This is a genomic window from Desulfovibrio sp. Fe33 (genome assembly GCF_028532725.1).
Taxonomy (GTDB): Bacteria; Desulfobacterota; Desulfovibrionia; order Desulfovibrionales; family Desulfovibrionaceae; genus Pseudodesulfovibrio.
This window is the reverse complement of sequence record NZ_JAQKGU010000003.1, coordinates 236,635-260,447: the sequence shown is the minus strand read 5'-3', so window position 1 is coordinate 260,447 and position 23,813 is coordinate 236,635. Positions and strand designations below refer to the sequence as shown.

Here is a 23,813-nt window from a genome sequence, read left to right as displayed (position 1 = left end):
GATTCAAGGAGTGAATGCGTGGAAAAAGTCTTTTCCTTGTTCTTGGGAGCCATGCTCTTGGTATGTCCTTTGACGGCCTGGTCCGAGGATGTGGTCGTGGACCGCATCCTGGTGAAGATCAACGACTCCATCGTGACCCAGTACGATCTGGATCAGGAGTTGAAGCCTCTGTACCAGCAGATCAAGGATCGCCAGCTTTCTCCGAAGGAGCAGGCCCAGGTTCAGGAAATGAAGAGGAAGGCCCTGGACGGCCTCGTCAATGACGTTCTCATCCAGCAGGAAGTGAACAGGTTTTCCATCCTGATATCCGACGATATTCTCGACAAGGAAATCGAGCGGGTGCGGAATGAGCGTGGCCTGACGCTGGAAGAGTTTGAGGAAGTTGTGGCCAAGGACGGACTGTCCATGGAGGAATTCCGGACTCGCCTGAAAAAGCTGCTTGAAAAGCAGGAGCTTATCGGCCACATGGTTACCAACAAGGTCGTTGTCACGGATTCGGAAATCCAGGAGGCCTACGATGCCCGGAAGGACGATTATTCCATGGGCAAGATGGTCGAACTGGCCATTATCCTCCTGCCGTCCGACGTGTCCGCCGTGGAAGTGAAGGAACGGATCGCCAATGGCGAGATGACGTTTGCCGAGGCCGTGGCCAAATACAGCGTCGGTCCCGGCAAGGATTCCGGCGGTTCCATCGGCGATTTGAGTTGGGACGACCTCGCCGATGAGTGGACGGTCGCCCTGCAGGGCGTCGCCCAGGGCGGCGTGAGCGCGCCGCTGATCATCCAGGAGCATGAGGCCCTGCTTTCCCCGGTGAAAATTGCCGAGGATCGCATGGTGCCGCTTGAGGATGTCCGCAACGACCTTTTCAGGGAATTGATGCAGAAGAAACAGGAAACAGTGTTTACGGACTATTTTGAGAAATTGAAGAACAGTTCGGTCATCATCTACATGGATGATTCGTTTAAGCCCGATAATGGAGTAACCCAATGACATTTCAGGAACTAGGCGAAACGTTGCAGCGCGAGCGCGAGGCAAGGGGGCTGACCGTCAAGGCTGTCATGGACGCCACCAAGATCAGCCGCGTCGTCATCCTCGCCCTGGAAAGCGGCGACCGATCGGCTCTGCCGCACCCTGTGTATATCAAAGGATTCATCAAGAGCTATGCCAGACTTCTGGAGCTTGATCCGGACGAATTGTGCATGGTCGTGGATCGCGAATATCAGTTGGAGCCGCCCTCAGCCGGGGACCTCTCCTACGATGTCGAGCCCAACGCGGAAAAGGCGTTTCAGGACAATGACGCGCCCTCCGGACGCCGCAGGCGGTCCATTTGGCCCACTATTCTGATTCTGTTGTCCCTGGCCGGGGCCGCGGGGATTTTGATGTTGAACTTGAACAAAACCAAGACGTCCGACGTGCCCGTGCCCGCCACCGAGCCTGCCGGGGAAGCCGTCAAGCCCGCCGCGCCCGAAGGCGTTGCGCCTGAAGGCGTTTCGCCCGGGGTCGCACCTGCGGATGAAAAGGGCGTGCCTGCCGTCGAGCCCGAATCGGACTCCGGGCAGGATGCGACAGGGGAGGCGGGGGAGAGCCCGGCGGCTGAAGCCGCTGCGGCTCCCGCCGAATCCGCCTCGGCTTCGGCCGGGGCGGATTCCGCTTCAAACGCGTCCTCCGGCGGGCAGATGGCTTCTGCCCGGGAATCGGCCGGGGCCGAGGTGCCTGACGAGGATGCCGCCATTACTCAGGAAAGCGCGCCGGCCGAGCCCCGGTATGAACACGTGCTGATCATTCGGGCCACCACCGACAAGGGGTGCTGGATCGGTGTCTGGCGCGGTGAAGAGAGCAGGATGAATCGTGATTTCGTACTGCGCAAGGGCGAGCCTCTGCGGTTGATGTTCAACAGCCCGCGCCGTATCCGCATCGGCAACGTCGCCGGTGTGACCGTGTCCTACAACGGACAGCCTTATTCCCTGGATTCTTCCAAGGGAAACATTCAGACCATCACTTTCGGCATGTAGCGGGGCCGCTTGGCCCATCGCGCGGACTGACGGCATGAGCGCCACCGAGAAAGCCCTTGTACTCAAGACCGGGCGTTTCCGGGAGGCCGACGTCTGGGTCCGGATGCTGACCCCGTCGCGCGGGGTGTTCAACGGATTCGCCTTCGGCGGAAGCCGAAGCCGCCGCCGCTTCGTCGGCTGCCTCGATCCCCTGAGCCACGTCCTCTTCACCTTCGGAACCAACAAGACCGGCACATACACGGTCCTTGAAGAGGGCTCTCTGCTGCACAATTTTCCCGGGGTCCGTCAGGATCCCGTTCGGACCGGCCTCGCCGTCAACTGCGTGAAGTTCGTGGAAGCGGTGGAGATAGACCCGTCCGACGCCAAACCGGCGTACGAGCTGCTTCTGGAGACCCTGCACATGCTTGAGGCGGGCGGGGGCAGCAGCGATTTTACCCCGTGGTTGTTTCGGGCCAAACTGGCCTTCGACATGGGGTTCACCCCCGATTTCCTGGCGTGCGGCGTATGCGGCCGCCCCCTGTCATGCGAGTGCGGGCACAGGTTCGGCGTGGAGCGGGGGCAAGTGGCCTGTCGGACTTGTCTTTCGGACGGGAAACCGTTAGAGGGACTTGCTCGGCCGATTTCCGCAGGCGTTTTGCGCGCTCTGGATTGGATACAGCACAGCAGGCCGTCGGACTGGGCCAAGGTGACCATGGACAATGAAGTCCGCCGCCAGGCCAGTCAATTGATCGAACTTTTCGTCGCCTATCATCTGGGTTTGTCCTGGGAGGGCGGCATGTATAAAAAGGTATGAGTTGGAGCAAACGATGAATTTTCAGGATGTAATACTGAAATTGCAGGCGTTCTGGGCGGGTTACGGATGTGCCGTGGTCCAGCCCATGGACATCGAGTGCGGTGCCGGGACGTTCAATCCCTCCACCTTTTTCCGGGTGATCGGCCCCGAGCCGTGGAAGACCGCCTACGTTGAGCCTTCCCGCCGTCCGACCGACGGCCGTTACGGTGAGAACCCCAACCGCTTGCAGCACTACTACCAGTTTCAGGTGATCCTGAAGCCGTCTCCCGACAACGTCCAGGAGCTCTACCTGGAGTCCCTCGCCGCGCTCGGCATTGACGCGGCCGCCCACGATATCCGTTTCGTGGAGGACGACTGGGAGTCGCCCACGCTGGGCGCCTGGGGCCTGGGCTGGGAGGTCTGGCTCAACGGCATGGAGGTCACTCAGTTCACTTACTTCCAGCAGGTGGGCGGCATCGATCTCAAACCGGTGTCGGTGGAGCTGACCTACGGTCTTGAACGCATTTCCATGTATCTTCAGGAGAAGGAGTCGGTTTACGACCTCAAGTGGAACGACGAGATCACCTACGGCAATGTCTTTCATCAGAATGAAGTGGAGATGTCCAAGTACAACTTCGAGTTGTCCGACGCGGACATGCTCTTCGATCTGTTCAACAAGTTCGAGGGTGAATGCCTGAAGCTGTGCGAGGCCGGACTTCCGTGGCCCGCCTACGACTACTGCCTGAAGTGCTCCCATTCCTTCAACCTGCTGGACGCCCGCGGGGCCATCTCCATCACCGAACGCGCCACCTACATCGGCCGCGTGCGCAACCTGGCCTCGAAGATCGCCAGGCTCTATGCCGACCAGCGGGAAGAGATGGGCTATCCCATGCTCAAGAAATAAGCGACGTCCTCGTCACGAAATAGATTACACAAGAGAAGTACAATGGCCGAATTCATTCTGGAAATCGGAACCGAGGAAATGCCCGCCCGCTTCGTCCCCAAGCTGGCGGCCGAGCTGGAGGAGGCCTTCGCCAAGGCCCTGACCGAGTCCATGGTCGAGAACGAGGGCGTTCGCTGTTATGCGACCCCGCGCCGCATCGTCGCCCATGTGCCCTCCCTGGCCCTGACTCAGCTGCAGGAGGAGGAGACCGTTACCGGGCCTCCGGTACGCATCGCCTTTGACGACGGCGGCAATCTGACCAAGGCGGGGCAGGGCTTTGCCAAGACCCAGGGCGTGTCCGAAGACGCGTTGTTCAGGATGGAGACCGACAAGGGCGAGTACCTGGCGGTCAAGAAGATCGTGGGCGGCGGCAAGACCGCCGACATCCTGCCCGAAGTCTGCATCAAGAGCATCGAGTCCCTGTCCTTCCCCAAGAAGATGCATTGGGGCGCGTACGACTTCACGTTCGGCCGTCCCATGCGGTGGCTGCTGGCTCTGCTTGATTCCGATGTGATCGAGTTCTCCGTGGAGAATCTGACCGCGGGCCGTGAGACGCGCGGGCATCGTGTCATGGGCCCCGGCCCGTTTTCCGTGGACGCAGCGTCCGACTATTTTTCCGTTGTCCGCGACCAGTGCAAGGTGGTCATCGATCCGGTCGAGCGCCGGGAGACCGTCGTGGCCGAGGGCAACCGGCTGGCCGAAGCGCTCGGCGGCAAGATCGTCTGGAACGACGGTTTGCTGGACGAGGTGGCCAACCTGGTGGAATACCCCAAGCCGCTCATCGGCGACATCGATCCTCTTTATCTGGAGCTGCCGCGCGAGGTCCTGCTTACTTCCATGCAGTCCCATCAGAAGAGTTTCGGCGTCGAAGGGCCGGACGGCAAGTTGATGCCGCATTTCCTGACCACCTTGAACCTGGAGCCCCTGGATGTGGCCCTGGTCAAGAAGGGATGGGAGCGGGTCCTCAAGGCCCGTCTCGAAGACGCCCGCTTCTTCTGGGAGGCGGACTGCAAGGTAGAGTTCGACACCTGGCTGAATAAGCTGGAGAACGTCGTCTTCCTCGGCCCGCTCGGCTCTGTGGGCGACAAGTCCCGGCGTATTGAGATCCTGTGCCGCAAGCTGGCCGAGAATCTGGACGAGACCCAGTCCATCCTGCCCGCCGAGATCGGCAAGTACGCCCAGGCCGGACGGTTGGCCAAGGCGGATCTCGTCTCCGAGATGGTCAACGAATTCGACAGCCTTCAGGGCAAAATGGGCGGCATCTACGCGGAACGCGCGGGTCTCGGAGAGATCGTTTCCTTGGGCATCTACGAGCAGTACCTGCCTGCCGGTCCCGATACTCCGGTGCCGTCCAGCCTGTCAGGCGCGCTGGTTTCCATGGCCGACAAGGCGGACACGCTGGCCGGTTGTTTCGGTCTGGGCAAGGTGCCTACCGGCGCCAACGATCCGTATGCTCTCCGCCGCTGCGCGTTGGGCATCGCCCGGATCATCATGGAGCACGGTCTTGACGTGGACCTGGAAGCCTTTCTCAAATCCGCTCAGGAGGCGTACTCCGGCGTGAAGTGGAAGGTGGAGCAGGAGGAGGCGCTTGCCAAGCTTATGGACTTCTTCGGCCAGCGGTTGCGCGCCCTGTTCACCGGGCATGGATTTGAAACCCGCGTGGCCGACGCCGCCCTGGGAGCCGGATTCTCCGACATCCGCACCCTCAAGGCCCGCCTGGAAGCCCTTGCCGAGTTCAGCCGGTCGACCGACTTCGAGCGGTCCGTCCTGACCTTCAAGCGCGCCGCCAACATCATCCGCAAGCAGGGTGACGAGGCCGGGCAGGTCCTGACCGGCAGCTACGATCCGGATTTGTTTGAAGACGAGCATGAGAAGGCCTTCGGCTCCAAGCTCGACGAAGTTGCCCCGCGGTTCGACGATCTCTGGGAAAGCGACGATTTCGAGGGGCTGTTCGGCCTGCTCGGGGAGTTGCGCCCGGCCGTGGACGGCTTCTTCGACAATGTCATGGTCATGTGCGATGCGGCCGATGTTCGTCTGAACAGGCTGAATCTGCTCAAGGCCCTGGTGGACCGTCTTGGACGGCTGGCCGACTTCAATGCCCTCCAGGTTTAAACTGGAACCAGAAAAGGCTTGACATCGCGCCTGGAGTCCATATAAAAGACCCTCCCTTCGGGAAGAATTGCAAAACAAACGCTTTTTAATGCGATAATAAATCGATCAGGAGAAATTACCTTGGCCAATCACAAATCTGCCCTGAAAAGGCACCGTCAGAGCTTGAAGCGTCGCGCCCGCAACCGTATTTCCAAGACCCGCATCAAGAACACCGTCAAGGCTGTTCGTCTTGCCATCGAGGAGAAGGATTCCGCCAAGGCCATGGAGGCCCTGAAGGAAGCCAGCTCCGTCCTGGACCGCGCCGCTCGCAAGAACGTGATTCATTCCCGTCAGGCTCAGCGCCGCATCTCCCGGCTGCAGGCTGCGATCAACCAGATCGCGGAATAGTTTATTACGCACTGCCTCTTCAGCCCGCCGCACTTCGTGTGCGGCGGGCTTTTTGCGTTGTGTGCTGCGTGGACCCGGACAAACTCTCATTGTGTCTTGCCGTGCATAGTCGATGATGCTAGTGTATGTCACATTTTAATACACTAAGGAGTTGATTATGAAGAGATTCTTGCTGGCGTCCCTGATGTGTTTGCTTCTCCTCGGCTCAGCCTATGCCGGTGACGTCGCCTGTACGCAGACGTACGGCGATGGCGGGACCGTCTATAAGCTTGCCACAGGCTCTCCCGGCGAACTGGGGCTGCTCGAAGCCTTGGCTGACGCTTTCAACGCCAAGCACGGGACGACCATGTGCTGGGTCAAGGCCGGGTCCGGCAAATCACTGAGCCTGCTTAAGGCGGGTGATGTGGATGCCTGTATGGTTCATGCGCCCGCCGCCGAGAAACAGGCCGTGGCGGATGGATGGGCCGTTGACCGTACCCTGATCGGCTCCAATGAATTTTACATCGTCGGTCCCTTGAGCGATCCGGCGGGCATCGCCGCCGCCAAGGACGCGGCCGACGCCTATGCCCGCATTGCCAAGGCCGGCGCCTTGTTCCTGTCCCGGGGCGACAATTCCGGAACCCACAAGAAGGAATTGGCTATTTGGAAGAAGGCGGGCATTCAGCCGGAGGGCAAGTGGTACGTGGTCACCAAGGATTTCATGATGGCCACCCTGAAGCGGGCCAATGCAGAGGACGGCTATTTCATGACCGACAGTTCCACCTGGATCATGGGGAAAAAGGATTTGAGCCGCATCAAGATTTTGTTCCGGGGCGACCCCATGCTCATCAACACCTATCACGCCCTGGCTTCTCCTGCCGGAGCGCCCAATCATGAGCTGTCCGTGGAGTTCATCAAGTTCCTGGCCTCGCCGGAAGGGCAGGGCATCGTCGCCGATTACGGCCGCAAGGAATACGGAGAGGGCATGTACAACGACGCGGAATACGCGAAGAAGTACGACCACTAGGATTGCCGCTTGTGAAGATGAAGGGGAGCTGTTTCGGCTCCCCTTTTTTTGTGTGGGGGGGGGAGCTATTCCTTTATGCCTCCCGAAGAGTAGAGTCTGGCGTGGAAAGCCGCTTTGCGGCAATAGTCGGATGATTTCGCCTCCGGAGGGCAAGGGCTCGCACCCTTGCATCCCCTGTATGCGCCTTCGGCGCGGTTTTTTTGCGCCTAACGCCCTTCATCGGCCAGCTCGCGCAGCCGTTCCCTGTCGAGAATGGTTATTTCCCGTCCCTTGATTTCGATCAGTCCTTCATCGGTGAACCGTTTGAAGATGCGCGACAGGGTCTCCTGGATCGTCCCGAGATACAGGGCGATTTGCCCCTTCGGCAGGTCGAGGCGGAATGTGTCGGAATCAGTGGACGAGCGCAGGAGCAGGAGGTGGGCGGCCACTCGGGCCGGGGTTTCCTTGAGGCTCAGGTCGTCGATCTTATTGACCAGGATGCGCAATCTTTGGGAGAGCATGGCCATCATTCGCATGGCCAGGTCCGGGTCGTCGCGCAGGATGTTCCGGAAAGTGTTTCTGGGGAAGAAGAGAGCCTCGCACGGCTCCACGGCTTCGCATTGGGCCGGGAACGTCGAGCCTTCGAATACCGGGACCTCGCCCACGGCTTCGCCTGCCCCGAACACGTGCAGGATTTGCTCCTTGCCTGCCGGGGAGGTGCGGAACACTTTGACCCGTCCGTTGACGAGCGAGTAAAATCCGTCGGCCGGAACGTCGGCCGGAAACAGGGTTTCGCCTTTGTCGTACCGCCTGGTCACGGCTATTTCGGCAAGCTTGGCCAACTGCTCCGCGGGCAATCCCTGGAAGAAGGCCATTTCCTTCACGGCCGCCAGTTTGTCCATAATATCATTTTCTCCATTTTTTCATGTGGTACGGATAAATTGACCTAAGTCATGGCTGACGTCAAAAAGATTGTCCAAAGTGGGGCCATGGAGAACGTACCCGTGAACAGATACCGACTGCTGCTGCCTGTCCTGGCCTTGTTGCTGCTTGCCTCCCACTGGTTCCGCCAGGGGGATTTCGGTTTGGCTGCGGCTTTGGCCGGATTGGCCGGGTTGTTGTTTACCCGGCAGGCATGGCTGCGCCCGATCGTCCTGGCCGCACTGCTGTGGGGCGGGTACGTGTGGGCTCAGACCGTGGTGGACCTTATCACCATCAGGTTGGTCTTCGATTTGCCTTGGATGCGGCTGACCGGGATAATGAGCGGGATTATTCTCCTGGACGGGCTCGCCATGGCGTCCTTGCTCGGCGGCGGAAGTGAAGCCTGGTTCGACCGCGATCGGGAATGGGCCTGGCCCCGAGCGGCGATATTCGCGATTACCGTTGTCTGTCTGGCCGTCGCCCGAAACAAGGTCGGTTTTCCCATTCTGCTTGCGGACCGCTACCTGCCGGGCTGGGGGTGGGGAGAGGTCTTTCTGCTCGGTTTCTACGGCCAGTGGGTCGGTTCGCATATGCGTACTCCATTGGGGCATCGGCGGTATCGGCCCCGCATATGGGGACTTTTTTCGGCCCTGTTCTTCTTGCAGTTGGGCCTTGGGCTTTTGGGCGCGGACCGTATGCTCATGACCGGAACGCTGCACCTTCCGGTCCCGGCCATGATCGTAGCCGGTCCCGTCTTTCGCGGAGGAGGCTTTTTCATGCTCGTCCTGTTCGGCGTCACTCTGATTTTGGTGGGGCCCGCATGGTGTAGTCATCTTTGCTACATAGGGGCATGGGACGACGCCATGAGCCGCTTGAGAGCGCGGCCCTTCGCGCCCAGGGCGTCGCGCGGGCTGAGCCTGTGGGGCCGGGGGGCGACTCTGCTCCTGACCGTGGGGGCCGCCTGGGGACTGCGCGCTCTCGGCGTGCCGGGGGTGAGCGCGGTGCTCTTCGGGGCCGCCTTCGGTCTTATCGGCGTAGGGATGATGCTTTTCTTCTCCCGCAGGCGGGGGATGATGGTTCACTGCGCCGAGTTCTGTCCCATCGGGCTTGTGGGCAATCTCCTGGGCCGGGTCTCGCCGTGGCGCATTCGCATCGGAGCTGACTGCCTTCAGTGCGGAGCTTGCGTTCCCCGGTGCAGATACGGCGCGCTTGATGCCGACAGGCTGGCCAAGGGACGGCCCGCTCTTTCCTGCACCCTGTGCGGCGATTGCGTATCGGCCTGCTCAGACAACCAGATAGGTTACGCTTTTCCCGGTCTTTCTCCAAATAACGCCAGGACCGCGTTCATTGTCCTGGCCGTCAGTCTCCACGCCGTTTTTCTCGGTGTGGCCAGAATTTGAACCCATTGAAAACGAGAGGATAGAAGAATGATACATCAGCGTAAGATGATTACCATCAATGAAGAATTGTGTAACGGCTGCGGGCAGTGTGTTCCGGCCTGCGCCGAGGGCGCATTGGCCATCGTCGACGGCAAGGCGAAGCTGGTAAAGGAAATCTACTGCGATGGCCTGGGCGCATGTTTGGGCGATTGCCCCACCGGCGCACTCAAGGTGGAGGTGCGCGAAGCCGCGGATTTCGATCCCGAAGCCGTGGCCGAGCATCTTCGGGCTCAGGGCCGCGAGATCCCGGACCATATGCCCGATCCCATGAGCCTGCGCCTCGCGTCTGCCGCTCCCAAGGCGGGCGGCTGCCCCGGCTCTGCGCTTCAAACTTTGACCCCGTGCGGCCGGGCCAACGTCCCTTCGGCACAGAGCGCGGGTTCGGCTTTGTCCCACTGGCCTGTGCAGCTTCGGCTCGTGCCGCCCAACGCGCCGTTCCTGAAGAACGCCGACCTGCTCCTGACCGCCGACTGCGTGCCCGTGGCCATGCCCTCCTATCATGGAGAGTTCGTCCCGGGCCGTGTGGTTCTCATGGGCTGCCCCAAGTTCGACAATCAGATGGAATATGTGGATAAGCTCACCGGGATAATTGCGGAAAACGATCTCAATTCCATCACCGTCATGGAGATGGAAGTGCCGTGCTGCTCGTCCATGAGCGCCATTCTGGGTGAAGCTGTCAGGCGGGCGGGCAAGTCCGTACCGACCCGGCGGGTCATCGTGCGCCGCAGCGGCGAGGTGTTGGAAACCGTGGCCTTGCATTTCGATTAACGATAAGGAGAACCGTCATGAAGAAGATAGAGCTGTTCGACGTTCATGGCTTCAAGGACCTGACTTTTTCCAATTACTTGGCCCATGAGTCGGAATATGTGAAGGTCATCAATTTCAACTTCAGAGCCGGGCAAACGCTGCCCGTTCATTCCCACGACCTGGAAGGGGAGTTGACCCTGACCGTTCTCGAAGGGGAGGGTGAATTCCTGGGCGCGGACGGCGCGTCCATGCCCGCGCGGCCCGGCGACGTGCTCGTTTCGCAGATCGCCGAACCCCATGGGGTCCGGGCCGTTACCGACATGCGTGTGCTGGTGCACATCGCGCCGCCGATCTGATGCGGCCTTCAGACGTGGGGAAGAGAGATAATCGTCATGAACATTGAGGAATACATTGCGCAATTGCCCGCAGGGGCGGTGCGCCGTCGAAGGAACGGCTCCTACACGGTGGTGCCGCGTACTCGCATGGGACGGCTTGACGCCGACCTCCTGGACGCCGTCAACCGCGCCGTGCGGGAATATGGCCTGGGCGGGGTGCGGCTGGCCGCCAACCAGCGATTGATGATCGACGACGTGCCTGAATCCGCCCTGAAAGGGGTGGTCGAAGCCGTCGGCCTGGTGGGTGAGGACTGCCCCTGCGCGGTGCAGTCCTGCCCCGGGTCTGTTTCGTGCAGGCGCGGCTTGCAGGATTCCATGGCCATGGCTGATCGGCTGGAGAAGGTGCTTGCCTCCTTTGAATTCCCCGCCAAGCTCAAGTCCAGCGTGTCGGGTTGCCCCATGTGCTGCGCTGAGCCCATGGTCCGCGATGTGGGCCTTTTCGGCTGCAAGGACGGCTGGACGGTGGCCTTCGGCGGCAACGGCGGACGGCGTGTGCGCCAGGGGGATGTCCTGGCCGAGAACGTGTCGGAGGAAGAGGCTTTCGCGGTTATTCGCAAGGTCCTGGCCTTTTACTCTGAAAATGCGAAGAAAAAGGAGCGTACCGCCCGGTTCATGGAGCGGGTCGGCGTCGATGCCGCGCGGTCTGCCGTTCTTTGATTCGATTTCCGGGGAATGGCGGCAGGACGCGATTTCTCCTGACGAATCGCCATTTCTTAACGGCCGGATATTATTGATTCGGACCGGTTGCCGCAATGTTGCGCTGGCGTGAAAACACGGGTAGACATATGTTGTTTTCACCCAATTAAGGAGCATCATTTGCGGGTCATCATTATTGGTGCCGGCGAGGTCGGCTATCACCTCGCGCAGCGGCTTGCCGTAGAGAACAAGGAAGTCGTGGTCGTTGACACCAGCGACGAGGCTTTGCGCAAGGTCGCCGAGAGTTCGGACGTCCAGACCATCAAGGGTTCGGGGTCCAGCCCCAAGATATTGGCTGAGGCGGGCGTCGCCGAAGCCGACATCTTCCTGGCCGTGACCGACTCGGACGAGATCAATATCATCAGCTGCTACTACGCGAATATGCTTAGCCAGGGCGTGACCAAGCTCGCCCGCATCCGCAGCGAGATGTATACGGATTACGGGCATCTGCTCACCGAGCGGGGCGCCAACATCACCAAGATCATCAACCCCGACGAGGAGGTGGTGAACTCGGTGCTCCGGCTCATGAGCGTGCCGGGGGCGGTGGAGATCAACGAGTTCGCGGGCGGCAAGATCCGGCTTATCGGCATCAACCTGCCGGACAACAGCCCGATCATGGGCAGTCAGCTCATTCACCTGCGCGACAAGATCGGCGACGACCTGGGATTGGTCATTGCGGCCATTGTGCGCAACGGCCAGCTCATCATTCCCGGCGGACTCGATGTGCTCAAGCCCGGCGACCTTGTTTATTTTGTCTGCGACATCCGCGACCAGGACGAGATCATGGCCCGGCTGGGCGTGGCCGACGATCCTGTCCGCAAGGTTATGATTATCGGCGGCGGCAACATCGGCTTCCGTCTGGCGAAGGCTCTGGACAACAAATACTACCACACGCGGCTGCTCGAAAACCGGCAGAAGCGGTGCGAGTATCTTTCCGAGCATCTGGATCGCCCCATCGTTCTCATGGGCGACTCCACGGATCAGGAAATCCTGCGCGAAGAGAATATCCAGGACATGGACATGGTCATTGCCGTGACCGGCGATGAGGAGACCAACATTCTTTCCTGTCTGCTGGCCAAGAGTCTCGGAGCCAGGCGCACTGTTACGCGCGTCAATAATTTCGGCTATATGCCGCTCATTGAGCCCATCGGCATCGATTACGTGGTTTGTCCCAGGCTGTCGGCCATCAACTCGCTGCTGCACTATATCCGCCGGGGCAAGGTCATTTCCTCGGTCTCCATCAAGGGGGAGGAGGCCGAAGCGCTCGAGGCCGTGGCCCAGGAGGATTCCCCCATCGTGGGCAAGGCCGTTCGGGACCTCGGTTTTCCCAGGGGCAGCCTGGTCCTCTGCTTTCAGCGAGGCGATGAGGTCGTCATCCCCCGCGGTGATACCGTGGTTCAGCCCAACGACCGTTTAATTATCATTTCCACCCGCCAGAACATTCCCAAGGTGGAGCGTGTCCTGACCACAAAGGTGGAGTTTTTCTAAATGCGTTGGCGCTATGTGCTGCACGTCATCGGGGCGTTGGTGGCCTGTGTCGGACTTACCATGGCCCTGCCTTTGGCGTGGGGGCTGTACTATGGCGACGGCACTGCGGCCCCCCTGGGCCTGTCGATGGCCATTACGGTTTCGTTGGGCGGATCGGCCTTCCTGGTTTTTCGTCACAGCTCGCACAAGACTTCGATCATGACCCACCGCGAAGGCATGGCCATCGTGGCGCTCGGCTGGTTTGCGGCCGGGGCGTTCGGGGGGCTTCCGTTTTATCTGGGCGGGATTTTCGAGTCGGTTGTGGACTGCGTTTTCGAATCCCTGTCCGGGTTCAGCACCACCGGGTCGTCCGTGCTCGCCGATATCGAGTCCGTGCCGCGCGGGTTGCTTTTCTGGCGCAGCCTGACCCACTGGCTCGGCGGCATGGGCATTATCGTTCTTTCCCTGGCTATTCTGCCGTTTCTGGGCGTGGGCGGAATGCAGCTCTACAAGGCCGAGGTGCCCGGTCCTTCGCCGGACAAGCTCAAGCCGCGCATCAAGGATACGGCCATGACCTTGTGGAAGGTCTATGTCCTGTTCAGCGCGCTCGAAACCGTGTTGCTCATGTTCGGCGGCATGGATCTCTTCGACGCCTTGTGCCACACCTTCGGGACCATGGCCACGGGCGGGTTCTCCACCCGGAATGCCTCTGTGGCCGGCTTCGACAGCGCCTACATCGACTATGTCATTACCGTGTTCATGCTCATTGCGGGCGTGAACTTTTCGTTGCACTATCTGCTGCTTAAATGGAAGCCGTCGGCCATGCTCAAGGACCCGGAATTTCGTGTCTTTGCGTGCATGGTATTTGTTTTTATCATTATTCTGACAACGACAGTGCTCATTGCAGGCAACTACGACAACCCGGCCGACGCGGTGCGCTACACCTCGTTCCAGGTAGCCTCCATCCTGACCACCACGGGATTCGCCACGGCGGATTATGAATTATGGCCCGGCCTGGCTCAGGCCATCCTGCTGCTTTGCATGTTCGTGGGCGGGTGCGCAGGGTCGACGGGCGGCGGCATGAAGGTCATGCGCATCATGCTGTTGTTCAAACAGTCCTACCAGGAATTGTTCCGGCTCATTCACCCGCGCTCCGTGAGCCATGTGAAAATGGGGCATACCGTGGTCAAGGACGACGTCATCAGAGGCGTCTGGGGCTTCGCCTTCCTCTGGGTCGGGCTGTTGATTCTGGCCGCTTTCGTGGTCGCCGCCACCGGCGTGGACGTGGTCACATCCCTGGCTGCTTCCCTGGCTTGCATCGGAAACATCGGTCCCGGTATCGGCGGGGTGGGACCGACGGACAATTTCGCCTGGATGCCGGACGCGGCCAAGTGGGTCCTGACGTTCTGCATGGTCCTGGGACGTCTGGAAATCTATACCGTCATCATCCTCTTCGTTCCTGAATTCTGGCGCAAGTAGCGGCCGTTACAGGTCGCCCCTGACAGCGCATCCCCGGTAGGTAGTGCCGTCCACCACGGCCTCGGCCCGCCAGCCGAACTGTTCTCCGCTCATGGTGTCCATGCAGACGCCGCGGGTCAGGGTCAGGCTGACGTCTTCGCCCGTAAAAACGGCGTCTTCGCCGGACTGTGCGGACGTAACGCCGGAGAAACGGCGCGGCGAGGGGGAGTCCATCGTGGTCAGCGACAGCTCTCCGGGCGCGGCCTTCATGATCCATCCCGGCTCGTTGCCCATGGCCTTGAAGGAGAACTCCCCGAACCGTTCGCGGCATCCCCAGCTTTCACCCACAGCCGACGCATGAAGAAGTTCGCGGGCGGTCAGGGCATCGGAAGAAGGCGTCGAGGTTCCGAGGAGTTCTGTGAAAACGGGCTCCTTGGAATCCGGCGCAAAAAGCTTCATGGCCGCCTGTAATTCGCCTGCGGTTTCGTCCAGGACGGGCAGGGCTTTTTGAGTGCCGCAAAGGGTCAGGAAATAGCCTTCACTGCGGACCGCGAGGAGCCCCCTAAAAGTCTTAAGATTCTCTAGACTTTTTCCAGACTGCTTGCCGTGCAACGCTTTCCCGGCAGAATCGTCATGTGTGGACAGCTCGTTGCCAGGTCCGCCGGAAGGGGCGGAGCAACCTGCCGCAAGAAGGATGAATGCGGCCAGCGGAAACAGAAAAGAGCGGGAAAAGGTATCAATGCAAGCGATTTTCGACATATTTAATGAGACCTCATTAGGTTTTTATCAAGCCTATACTAAAGAAGAGGCCCGCGCCATCCCGGAGGAGCGGCGCGGGCCTTTTGGGCCGTTGAAGCGACTGGGCCGAGCTAGTCGATGCGGTGATGGCATCCTACTGTTTTTTGGTTGCGCAGGGCGGCCTGGGTGATGATGTAGGCCGTCTGGGAACCGTGGAAGAGATCGATGATGGATTTGCTCAATTCCGTTTCGCGGTAGAAGTCCTGGAGATTCTTGGTCAGCTTGTGCAGGTCCACATAGGCGCGGTTCAAGCGGTTGCTCGTGCGGGTGACTCCCACATAATTCCACATGGTGTTGCGGATATTGGCCCAGTCCTGCGCGATAAGGGCCGGGTCCTCGTCGTGGACGCCGTGGGGAACCCAGTCCGGAATGGAGTCGAGGAGCTTGCGGGGCAGGCTTGAACTCCGGTTGAGGCGCATGGCCATGTCCTGTCCGGCGGAATATCCCCAAAGCATTCCCTCAAGCAGCGAGGTGCTGGCCAGCCGGTTGGCTCCGTGAACGCCGGTGCAACTGCATTCCCCGGCGGCGTAGAGCTGGTCCAGAGTCGTGCGCGCCCTGTGGTCCACCAGGATGCCGCCGCAGAAATAGTGTGCCGCCGGGACCACGGGAACCGGTTCCGAAGCCATGTCGATGCCCATTTTGCGGCATCTTTCGGAAATGGTCGGGAAGCGCTTGTTGACGTCCTGCTTAATCCCTGAACAGTCCAGGTAGACGCAGTCGTTGTCCGTGTTCAGCATTTCTTCCATGATGGCCCTGGTGACGATGTCGCGGGGAGCCAGGTCGGCCCGGGGATCGTGGCGGGGCATGAACCGTTCGCCGCGTGAGTCGACCAGTACGGCGCCCTCGCCGCGCACGGCTTCTGACACCAGGAAGCGGCGTTCGCCGCGTTTGGTGCCGCCGTACAGGGCGGTGGGATGAAACTGCACGTACTCGCAATTCATCAGCCTGGTCCCGGCGCGGAAGGCCATGGCCAGCCCCGAGCCGATGGAGCCTGTGGTGTTGGTCGTATGCAGGTAAATCTGCCCGATGCCGCCGGTGGCCAGCAGGGTGTACTTGGACATGATGGTTTCGACCTTGCCCACCTGGTCGTTGTAGACGTAAGCGCCGACGCACTGGTTGGACAGGTTGTACTTGAAGTCCAGGTGCCGGGCGTGGTGTTGGGTGGTCAACAGGTCGATGGCGGTGCGCTGGGTCAGCACGCGAATGTTGGGGTGCTTCTCGACGGCGTCGGAAAGCACTTCCATGATGTTGCGGCCGGTGTGGTCGTCGCAGTAGAGGATGCGCGCCATTGAGTGGCCGCCTTCGCGGGTCAGGTACCAGTCGCCAGGTTTGCGCTGGTTGAAGGGAATTTTGTATTTTTCGAGGAAGAGTTCTTTCAGGACAACCGGCCCCTTGCGGGCGATGAAACGCACCGCGCGGGAATAGTTGTGTTTCCAGCCCGCAGTAAGGATGTCCTTTTCCAGTATCCTGGGGTCGTCGTGCTCGTTGCGATAGACGATGCCCCCTTGCGCGAGGGAAGTGTTGCCGGTTTTCAGGTCGGCCCCGGCAGTGATGATGATGACGTCGCGCCCCTGGTCGGCCAGGGTGAGGGCGGCTACGGAACCGGCGATGCCGGAACCGATGATTAAAGCGTCGGATTGCAGTCGGAAATCGTTCATGGCTAATGGTGTAGCACCAGGCTCGGCTAGGAGCAAACTGCGAGCATTCGTTCCAGGGCCAGCTTGGCGGGTTCCCTGATGGCGTTGCTCACCGTGACGGGCGTGGCTGTGTCGAGGGTTTGCAGGGTATGGGCAAGTTTTTTGATTGTGATTTTGCCCATGTCTTCGCACAGGGCAGAGAGCAGAGGCTTGATGGTTTTGCGTCCGGCGTGCCGGGCGGCAAGGCGTTTTACAAGGTTTTCCTCGGTGCCGATATAGACGGTGGACCCGGCCGGAGCCTCTTCCGCATACTTGATGAGGAAGGTGGTGGAGCCGTTGCCGTCCGTCTCGCGCACGACGGCGGGCGAGCATTCAGGGTGGACCACGATCTTCGCCTCAGGCTCGTTTTCGCGGATGGCGCGCACGGCGTTCAGGGTGAACGCCTCGTGGATGGGGCAGTAGCCGGGCCAGAGGAACAGCTTTTTGCCGTCGGCGGTCTCGGGGTCGATGAACAGGCCGGGGTCGCCGTGGATGACATCGGCGGGAAGAATGAGCCGTTGCCCCTGGGGGATGCCGAGCACGTCTGCGGTGTTGTTGCCGAGGTGCTGGTCGGGCAGGAACAGGACGGCGTCGCCCTGGGACATGGCCCATTCGAGCATGATCCGGGCGTTGGCGGAAGTGCACACCGAGCCGCCGCGTTCCCCCACGACGCCCTTCACGGCGGCGGAGGAGTTCACGTAGGTCAGCGGGACCACTCTGCGTCCGTTTTCTTCGAGGATGTCGAGGGTCTTGCGCACGCGGCCCGCTTCGGCCATGTCGGCCATGGGGCAGGACGCGGTGACGTCGGGGATGTGGATTTTCTGGCCGGGGCGGCTCAGGATGGCGGCGGACTCGGCCATGAAGAATACTCCGCAGAAGACCACATGTTCGGCTTTCAGGCCGTGAATCTTGCGGGCCAGTTCCAGGGAGTCGCCCCTGATGTCCGTGCAGTCGATGACATCGTCGGACTGGTAGTGATGGCCGAGGATGGCCAGGGAGTCGCCCAGGGCGTCCTTAATCTGAAAAATGGTTTCCTTGGCGTTTTCCACAGTGTTCCTCTTTATCGCAACGGCACGAATTGCATACTGAAATCGGAACTGGGCGCCGAGTGGGTCAGTTTGCCCACTGAAATGTAGTCCGGTCCGAGTTCGGCGATGCTGCGGATGTTTTCCAGGGAGACGTTGCCGCTGAATTCCGTCTCGATGGTTTTGGGGATCATGGACAATGCGGCCCTGGCGGTCTCGGTGTCCATGTTGTCCAGCATGATGCGTTTGATGTCGCATTTGCAGGCTTCCTGAACTTCTTCGATGGTCCGGCATTCCACTTCGATGGGCGGGCAGGGTGAATAGACCGTCTTGAGCTGATGCACGGCTTCGGTGATGGAGCCGGCCCGGTCGATGTGGTTGTCCTTGAGCATGAGCATTTCGGACAAGGTCAGGCGATGGTTTTTGCCGCCGCCGGCCAGCACCGCGTATTTTTCGGGGAAGCGAAGGCAGGGCAGGGTCTTGCGAGTGTCGAGCAAGGTGGTTCCGGTGCCCTTGAGGGCCGCCACGTACTGCGCGGTCAGATTGGCCACGCCGGACATGTGGCACAGGAAGTTGAGGATGACCCGTTCGGCTTTGAGAATCTGAGTGGCCGGGCCTTGCAGGGCCGCCACCATGGTGCCTTCGGATACGGTTTCGCCGTCGTCCACATTGAGGTGCGCCTGGCATTCCTCGCCGCCGAATTCAAGAATCAGCGGGATGATCGGCAAACCGGCCACAACTGTATCCTGTTTGGCCACGATCATGGCCTGGGCCATGTCGGAATCGGTGAAAAGGCCTTGGCTGGTCAGGTCGGAGCCGTCCTCCGCCAGGGCTATACGAATGGCGGCCAGCAGGAACATCCTGGCTTCGGCCTGGAAAAAATCGTCGAAAATATTGGTAGGCATGGCTTAGTCCATATATTTGCAGGTAGATGTTGGCAAGTAAGTCACGGATGGTTTTTCGTCAAGGGGGAGCACTGTTGATGAAATATTTCACATTAATATCACGAGACGAAAGCCCGATTGCTTTGACCTGGAGCCGGTTTTGAGCTAGGTATCCAGCCCATGAGCGTAAAAGAAAACGAGGAAAAAATCACTCGTCCGGTCGATGAGATGGACGGCCTGTCCGGCGTGGATTTCGATCAGCACCCCGCTGACGCAGCCGAGACTATCGAAGGCCTGGACATCGCCGATCAGGTCAAGTTCATCAAACAGTTGCCCATCAAGGACGCGGCTGAGTCCATCGCGGAGATGGACGACCTCGACCAGAAAGCGCTCATCAGCAACCTGAACCGGGGGCTGGCAGCCCGCATCGTCGAGGAGATGGCCCCGGACGACGCCACCGACCTTCTGGACGGTTTGAGCGACGACTTGCAGAAGGCGCTGCTCAGCCGCGTGGCTGCCGAGGATCGCGCGGAGCTGAAGACGCTCCTGACGTTCGATCCGGACACTGCGGGCGGCGTCATGAACACCGAGGTGGTCATCCTCGACCAGGACTTGAATGCGGACGAAGCCGTGGCCAAGATTCGCGAGGAGGTCGAGGACAAGGAAATTCCTTACTACGCCTACCTTGTGGACAAGAAGGACCGGCTGGTGGGCGTTGTCTCCCTGCGTGACCTCATGCTCGCCAAGCGCGGGGCCTTCCTCAAGGACCTGGTCAAGACCCAGAATCTCATTACCGTGGGCTACAATGAAGACAAGGAAGAAGTAGCCCACCTCATCGCCCGATATAATCTCCTGGCCCTGCCCGTGGTGGATTTCGGCAATCGCCTGCTCGGCGTCGTTACCGTCGACGACGTCATCGACATCATCCATGAAGAGGCATCCGAGGACATGCAGGCAATGGTCGGCGCGGGCGCGGATGAAACCACGGATTCGCCGTGGTCCTATTCGGTCCGTATGCGTCTGCCCTGGCTCATCCTCAACATGATTTTTTCCGCTATTTCCGCCTGGGTGGTCCATCTTTTCGAAGGCAACATCGCCCAGATGGCGGTGCTTGCCGTTCTCATGCCCGTTGTCGCCAACCAGGCGGGCAACACCGGCCAGCAGGCCCTGGCCGTCATGATCCGTCAACTGGCCATGGAGCGTTTCGACCGCAAGCGGGCGTGGATAGCCGTGCTGCGCGAACTGCGCATCGGATTCATGAACGGCATGATTATCTCGATGCTGGTATTCTGCGTGGTCCTCCTGGTTACCCACAAACCGTTGCTGGCGGGGGTCATGGGGGTGGCTCTCTGTGTGGACATGTTGCTCGGAGCGCTCGCCGGAGCGTCCATTCCTCTCCTGCTCAAGGAGTTGGGGCGCGATCCGGCCCAGGCGTCGAGCATCTTCCTGACCACCATCACCGACTCCATGGGCTTCCTGGTCCTGCTCGGCCTGGCCGGGATGGTTCTGCTGAGATGAAAGGAACGGCCTGAAAAGGAAATGAAAAGGGGTGCGCCGGATATCCGGTGCACCCCTTTTATTTGATTCGTTCGGGGATCAGTCCAGGCCGAGGGAGGCGAGGAGATCGTCCACATCGTGCTGGTTGGTGCCTTCGGACGGTCCCTGAAGCTTGGAAGTGGCCTCGGTCTTGGCCTCCTGGGAAAGCTCCTCGAAATCCTTTTCCGGCTCCGCTTCCCGCTGACGGATCATCAGCCCTGTGGAGAGCATGACTTCGCGGACGATCTGTTCGATCTGGCGGATGGAATTGATGATTCGCTTGATGCGTTGCCCGGTAAGGTCTTGGAAGCTCAGGGAAACCATGATGTTGGACAAATCAGAGCCGAGCGTCTCGTTGATTTCCTTGAGTCTGTTCCGGCTTTCGCGGGTCACGCCGCCCGATTCGAACCCCTTGACGATGCTGGATACGGACCCTTGAAGGTTCTGGAGCTTCTCGACGATGTCGATGATCTCCACGGCCGCCTTTTCCGTTGTCTTGAGCACGGCGTCCAACTGGTCCGAGGTCTCGGAAAAGAGCTCCTTGGGGTCGATGTCGGCGGTAATTGTTTTGATCTCGGTGCCGCCGCGAGCGGCCTTGACTTCCTGGTAGATTTTCTTGAGGCCGCTTTGCAGGTCCTCGTTGACCCTCCGGTAGAATTCCCCTTCCAACAACGCCTTGGACAAGTTCTTGGCGATTTCTCTTTCCACGGAAGCGGCTATGGTCCCCTTGAGGCTGGCTACAAGCTGGTCGGAGACCTTTTCCATCAGCTCCTTCACCAATTCATCATTGCTGGTCATGCGTCTGCTCCGGGACGGCTACATTTTGGAGTTGCGAATCTGTTCCCTTTGTTCCTTGAAGACGAATTGCACGATGGCCTCCATGTCGGAGCCGCGCAGGTCCACGAATTCGAAGCGGTAGAGTCCCGTGTCGGGCTCCTGTTCCAGGATGCGCCCCTTGCTGCCCGCCAGGCGCAGAGGAGCCTGGCTGAGGTAGATGATGATCTCCAGGGGGGCGTCGATGTCGAAGCACTCCCGGGACCGGAATTTAACTCCGGCGGCGGAGATTTCCATGACCTCCACGGGGATGGCGAAATCGGTCTTGACCGAGTCCTGGCCGAGCATAGAAATGATCTGGTCGAGCTTGCGGTCCATTTCCGCAAGGAAGGTGGCCACTTCTTCGGGAAGTTTGCTCTTCTTGACGAACTCGGCCCGGGAGACCGGCTGCGGCATGGCGTCGCCGGTGAAGAGTTGGGGAGAATCCAGGGACTCCATGACCCGGGCCTGGGCCTTCAGCCTGACCTGTATCCTGGAGAACGAACGTTTCTCTTCACTCATGGGACCCCCTTGGCGGCTCAGGACCTGCCGAATTCATCCATGTCGAGCGTCATGCACTTGACCGGGCAGACCCTGGTGCACATGCCGCACGCCGAACATTTGTCCACATCGAAAACGACCTTCAAGGTCTCGCGGTCCAGGATCAGGGCGTCGGTGGGGCACATGGCCGTACAGACGCCGCAGTGGATGCAAGAGTCTTCGTTGCGGAATATCTTGTGCGCCACCGGGGTGATGCGCACGCCGTTTTCCTTGAGATAGCCGATGCCTTGGCGGAAGGTGTCTTCCCGGCCCGATACCTCAAGGGTCATGGTACCTTCGTGTCGAGGGCTGATGTCCGCCTTGAGGATATTGAAGCTCAGGTCGAACTTGCGCAGCAGGTTGCAGACCACGGGTCTGCCGGACACCTCCGGCGGAAACGAGAGATAGACGATTTTTCTAAAACCATTCTTGGTCTTGGTCATGGGATTTTCCTGAGTGCCTACATGGCACGTTCGGCGCTGAGGCCGCAATTATTTCATTTTATCCAGAGACCGCTTGGCCTGCGTGGCTTCGACGGACTTGGGAAAGTTCTGGATCACTTCCTGGAAGCGCATTTTGGCCAGCTCGGGCTTGCCGAGGTGTTCCCAGGAGTAGCCGGACCGGAGCAGGGCGGATTTGTACTTGGAGCTCTTCTTGTACTTTTCGATGACGTCTTCATAGAGGATGACCGCCCGGGCGTAGTCCTTGAGCATGTAGTAGCACTGGCCCTGCCAGAAAACCGCGCTGGGCGTGAAGGCGTGCCCCTTGAAGGTGTCGGTGAATTCGGCCCAGTAGGAGCGGGCGCGCTCATAGTTGCCGTCCTTGTACAGGGCGTATGCCTTGTCATAGAGCGCCTTGGCCGGATCGTTGTCCGCCTGGGACGAGGGTTCGTCCTTGTCCGCGGCTTCGGTGGCGGCAGCAGCCGCAGCGGCGCCGCCCACGGCCGCACCGGCTTCGGCGGTTTTGGTCTCCGTCTGGCCCGCCAGGGGGGCATTCGCCTCAGGCGTCGTGGCGGGAAGGGCTGCGGACATGGCCGCGTTGCGCTCCTCGCGAATTTTGGGGAGGTCCACCTGGAGCTGGTTCTCCATGGCGAATTCCACTTCGGACAGCCGCCTGGCAAGCTCATCCACGGTCACGGCGGAGTCGGCCGCGCCGACCTGACGGTCCATACGGATGTTCAGGTTGTCCATCTCGCCCCGCATCTTGGCTATTTCCGTGCGCAGGGACTGGATTTCAGCCCACATGTCGGCGGATTTTTCGCGGATGGGGTTGTTGGACAGCTCTATCTCTTCCTTGAGCTGCTGCCGGGATTCGGCCAGTTCGGCTTCGAGCTGGCGAATACGGTTGCGGTCCTGCTGCCGGTCGGATTGTATGGCTTCCACATCGGTCCTGGTGGCGCAGCCGGACAGGGACGACAGGCTCAATATCGCCAAAAACAAGCTGAATATACAGGTCTTTTTGATCGTCATTGCAAGCTCCCTCTTTTTCTGCCGAGGAAAAGATACGTCAGAGCGCCGAGAATGGGAATGAAAATGCAGATCTGCATCCACAGGCTTTTTTCCGTCGAGGATTCGAAGTGCCGTTTCCAGACGTCCAGAATCGCCCACGCGCTGAAGGTAAAGCAGGCGCCGACGGCGACCAGCACGATGGCCCACTGGGTCGGGGTCAGGGCCGAGAAGTCTGCGAACATGATGCGTTCTCCTTAGGAAAGGCGCGACGCCTTCCGGGTGTCCCCGCGGTTTATCAGCGTGGAGACGATGATGCAGCCCGCGCCCACGGTCAAGGCGCTGTCGGCCACGTTGAAGGCGGGCCAGTGGTAGCCGCGCGCATAGAAGTCCAAGAAGTCGATGACCGAGCCGAGCCAGATGCGGTCGATGGCGTTGCCGACGGCTCCGCCCGCGATCATGCCCAGCCCGGAAAGCATCCAGCGGTCCTCATCCTTGGTCAGGCGGATCATATAGGCGATGACCGCCACCGCCGTCAGGGAGATGAGGATGAACAGAGGACGCTGCCAGTCTATGTTGTCGTCGTCCAGGAAACCCCAGGCCGCGCCCTTGTTGAGAACGTGGACCAGGTTGAACAGGCCGGGGATGATCTCCCTCCCGGTCCACACGGGCATAAGGTTGTGGACCAGGAGTTTGGTGATCTGATCGAGCACTACGGTGCCCGCCGCCCATATGGCTGCCAGCTTGTACTTGTTCATGGAG

Annotated in this window: 25 protein-coding genes; 14 read left to right on the top strand and 11 right to left on the bottom strand. The window is 60.2% G+C overall.

All coding sequences use genetic code 11. The annotated features are described in order from the left end of the window. Positions 1-18: 18 nt before the first annotated feature. From PSN43_RS06360 to PSN43_RS06330, 7 genes are all read left to right on the top strand, one after another. Positions 19-990 carry a SurA N-terminal domain-containing protein gene (locus tag PSN43_RS06360; RefSeq protein ID WP_272699886.1) on the top strand — a complete coding sequence of 324 codons (972 nt, stop codon included), beginning with the start codon at positions 19-21 and terminating at the stop codon, positions 988-990. Next, positions 987-2,012 carry a helix-turn-helix domain-containing protein gene (locus tag PSN43_RS06355; protein ID WP_272699885.1) on the top strand — a complete coding sequence of 342 codons (1,026 nt, stop codon included), beginning with the start codon at positions 987-989 and terminating at the stop codon, positions 2,010-2,012. The genes PSN43_RS06360 and PSN43_RS06355 overlap by 4 nt, the downstream gene beginning before the upstream one ends. Before the next feature lie 34 nt (positions 2,013-2,046). Beyond that, positions 2,047-2,805, top strand: a complete 759-nt coding sequence (gene recO / locus PSN43_RS06350) for a DNA repair protein RecO (protein WP_272699884.1) — start codon at positions 2,047-2,049, stop codon at positions 2,803-2,805. Positions 2,806-2,818: 13 nt separating this feature from the next. Continuing rightward, positions 2,819-3,688, top strand: coding sequence for a glycine--tRNA ligase subunit alpha (gene glyQ / locus PSN43_RS06345; protein ID WP_272699883.1), 870 nt, complete (start codon positions 2,819-2,821; stop codon positions 3,686-3,688). A 42-nt stretch (positions 3,689-3,730) separates the two neighbouring features. Next, positions 3,731-5,839: a glycine--tRNA ligase subunit beta gene (gene glyS, locus PSN43_RS06340; protein ID WP_272699882.1), complete on the top strand. Its 2,109-nt coding sequence runs from the start codon at positions 3,731-3,733 to the stop codon at positions 5,837-5,839. 120 nt (positions 5,840-5,959) lie between these two features. Beyond that, a complete protein-coding gene (gene rpsT / locus PSN43_RS06335; protein ID WP_272699881.1) occupies positions 5,960-6,226 on the top strand; it encodes a 30S ribosomal protein S20 in 267 nt (88 codons plus the stop codon). Between the two features lie 157 nt (positions 6,227-6,383). Then, entirely contained in the window at positions 6,384-7,232 is an 849-nt protein-coding gene (locus PSN43_RS06330) for a substrate-binding domain-containing protein (RefSeq protein WP_272699880.1), read from the top strand. Between the two features lie 206 nt (positions 7,233-7,438). On the opposite strand, the gene PSN43_RS06325 is transcribed toward PSN43_RS06330, so the two are convergent. Continuing rightward, the gene (locus PSN43_RS06325) at positions 7,439-8,113 is read right to left on the bottom strand and encodes a Crp/Fnr family transcriptional regulator (RefSeq protein ID WP_272699879.1); all 675 of its coding nucleotides are present in this window, start codon (positions 8,111-8,113) and stop codon (positions 7,439-7,441) included. 51 nt (positions 8,114-8,164) lie between these two features. On the opposite strand from PSN43_RS06325, the gene PSN43_RS06320 reads away from it, so the two are divergent. The 6 genes from PSN43_RS06320 (at position 8,165) to PSN43_RS06295 (ending at position 14,355) form a co-directional block, all read left to right on the top strand. Then, on the top strand, positions 8,165-9,532 hold the full coding sequence (locus tag PSN43_RS06320; protein ID WP_272699878.1) for a 4Fe-4S binding protein: 1,368 nt from the start codon (positions 8,165-8,167) through the stop codon (positions 9,530-9,532). Between the two features lie 27 nt (positions 9,533-9,559). Then, on the top strand, positions 9,560-10,339 hold the full coding sequence (locus PSN43_RS06315) for an ATP-binding protein (protein ID WP_272699877.1): 780 nt from the start codon (positions 9,560-9,562) through the stop codon (positions 10,337-10,339). A 17-nt stretch (positions 10,340-10,356) separates the two neighbouring features. Then, positions 10,357-10,674: a cupin domain-containing protein gene (locus PSN43_RS06310; protein ID WP_272699876.1), complete on the top strand. Its 318-nt coding sequence runs from the start codon at positions 10,357-10,359 to the stop codon at positions 10,672-10,674. A 36-nt stretch (positions 10,675-10,710) separates the two neighbouring features. After that, positions 10,711-11,370 (top strand): nitrite reductase, encoded by a 660-nt coding sequence (locus PSN43_RS06305; protein WP_272699875.1) that lies wholly within the window; start codon positions 10,711-10,713, stop codon positions 11,368-11,370. A 159-nt stretch (positions 11,371-11,529) separates the two neighbouring features. After that, positions 11,530-12,897: a Trk system potassium transporter TrkA gene (trkA, locus tag PSN43_RS06300; protein WP_272699874.1), complete on the top strand. Its 1,368-nt coding sequence runs from the start codon at positions 11,530-11,532 to the stop codon at positions 12,895-12,897. Then, on the top strand, positions 12,898-14,355 hold the full coding sequence (locus PSN43_RS06295) for a TrkH family potassium uptake protein (protein ID WP_272699873.1): 1,458 nt from the start codon (positions 12,898-12,900) through the stop codon (positions 14,353-14,355). It begins immediately after the preceding gene. Between the two features lie 6 nt (positions 14,356-14,361). Here PSN43_RS06295 and PSN43_RS06290 read toward each other — a convergent pair whose 3' ends face one another. The 4 genes from PSN43_RS06290 to nadC all read right to left on the bottom strand — a co-directional run bounded on the left by PSN43_RS06290 (position 14,362) and on the right by nadC (position 18,738). Continuing rightward, positions 14,362-15,093, bottom strand: coding sequence for a COG3650 family protein (locus PSN43_RS06290; RefSeq protein WP_272699872.1), 732 nt, complete (start codon positions 15,091-15,093; stop codon positions 14,362-14,364). A 110-nt stretch (positions 15,094-15,203) separates the two neighbouring features. Beyond that, on the bottom strand, positions 15,204-16,790 hold the full coding sequence (gene nadB / locus PSN43_RS06285; protein WP_272699871.1) for an L-aspartate oxidase: 1,587 nt from the start codon (positions 16,788-16,790) through the stop codon (positions 15,204-15,206). 26 nt (positions 16,791-16,816) lie between these two features. Next, positions 16,817-17,857, bottom strand: coding sequence for a quinolinate synthase NadA (nadA, locus tag PSN43_RS06280; protein WP_272699870.1), 1,041 nt, complete (start codon positions 17,855-17,857; stop codon positions 16,817-16,819). 11 nt (positions 17,858-17,868) lie between these two features. Further along, complete coding sequence (nadC, locus tag PSN43_RS06275) at positions 17,869-18,738, bottom strand: carboxylating nicotinate-nucleotide diphosphorylase (RefSeq protein WP_272699869.1); 870 nt, start codon at positions 18,736-18,738, stop codon at positions 17,869-17,871. A 159-nt stretch (positions 18,739-18,897) separates the two neighbouring features. Between nadC and mgtE the strand changes: the two genes are divergently transcribed. Then, positions 18,898-20,235 carry a magnesium transporter gene (gene mgtE, locus PSN43_RS06270; protein WP_272699868.1) on the top strand — a complete coding sequence of 446 codons (1,338 nt, stop codon included), beginning with the start codon at positions 18,898-18,900 and terminating at the stop codon, positions 20,233-20,235. Positions 20,236-20,313: 78 nt separating this feature from the next. Here mgtE and PSN43_RS06265 read toward each other — a convergent pair whose 3' ends face one another. Genes PSN43_RS06265 through lspA form a run of 6 tightly spaced genes read right to left on the bottom strand, consistent with a single transcriptional unit; the run spans position 20,314 to position 23,809 of the window. Continuing rightward, positions 20,314-21,051, bottom strand: coding sequence for a protein phosphatase CheZ (locus PSN43_RS06265; protein ID WP_272699867.1), 738 nt, complete (start codon positions 21,049-21,051; stop codon positions 20,314-20,316). A gap of 18 nt (positions 21,052-21,069) precedes the next feature. Then, positions 21,070-21,588 carry a PilZ domain-containing protein gene (locus PSN43_RS06260; RefSeq protein WP_272699866.1) on the bottom strand — a complete coding sequence of 173 codons (519 nt, stop codon included), beginning with the start codon at positions 21,586-21,588 and terminating at the stop codon, positions 21,070-21,072. Positions 21,589-21,605: 17 nt separating this feature from the next. Beyond that, complete coding sequence (locus tag PSN43_RS06255) at positions 21,606-22,049, bottom strand: NIL domain-containing protein (protein WP_272699865.1); 444 nt, start codon at positions 22,047-22,049, stop codon at positions 21,606-21,608. Positions 22,050-22,097: 48 nt separating this feature from the next. Then, positions 22,098-23,075 (bottom strand): tetratricopeptide repeat protein, encoded by a 978-nt coding sequence (locus tag PSN43_RS06250; protein WP_272699864.1) that lies wholly within the window; start codon positions 23,073-23,075, stop codon positions 22,098-22,100. Continuing rightward, positions 23,072-23,296, bottom strand: coding sequence for a PLD nuclease N-terminal domain-containing protein (locus PSN43_RS06245; protein WP_272699863.1), 225 nt, complete (start codon positions 23,294-23,296; stop codon positions 23,072-23,074). The genes PSN43_RS06250 and PSN43_RS06245 overlap by 4 nt, the downstream gene beginning before the upstream one ends. 12 nt (positions 23,297-23,308) lie before the next feature. Then, positions 23,309-23,809, bottom strand: a complete 501-nt coding sequence (gene lspA, locus PSN43_RS06240; RefSeq protein ID WP_272699862.1) for a signal peptidase II — start codon at positions 23,807-23,809, stop codon at positions 23,309-23,311. Between the last annotated feature and the right edge of the window lie 4 nt (positions 23,810-23,813).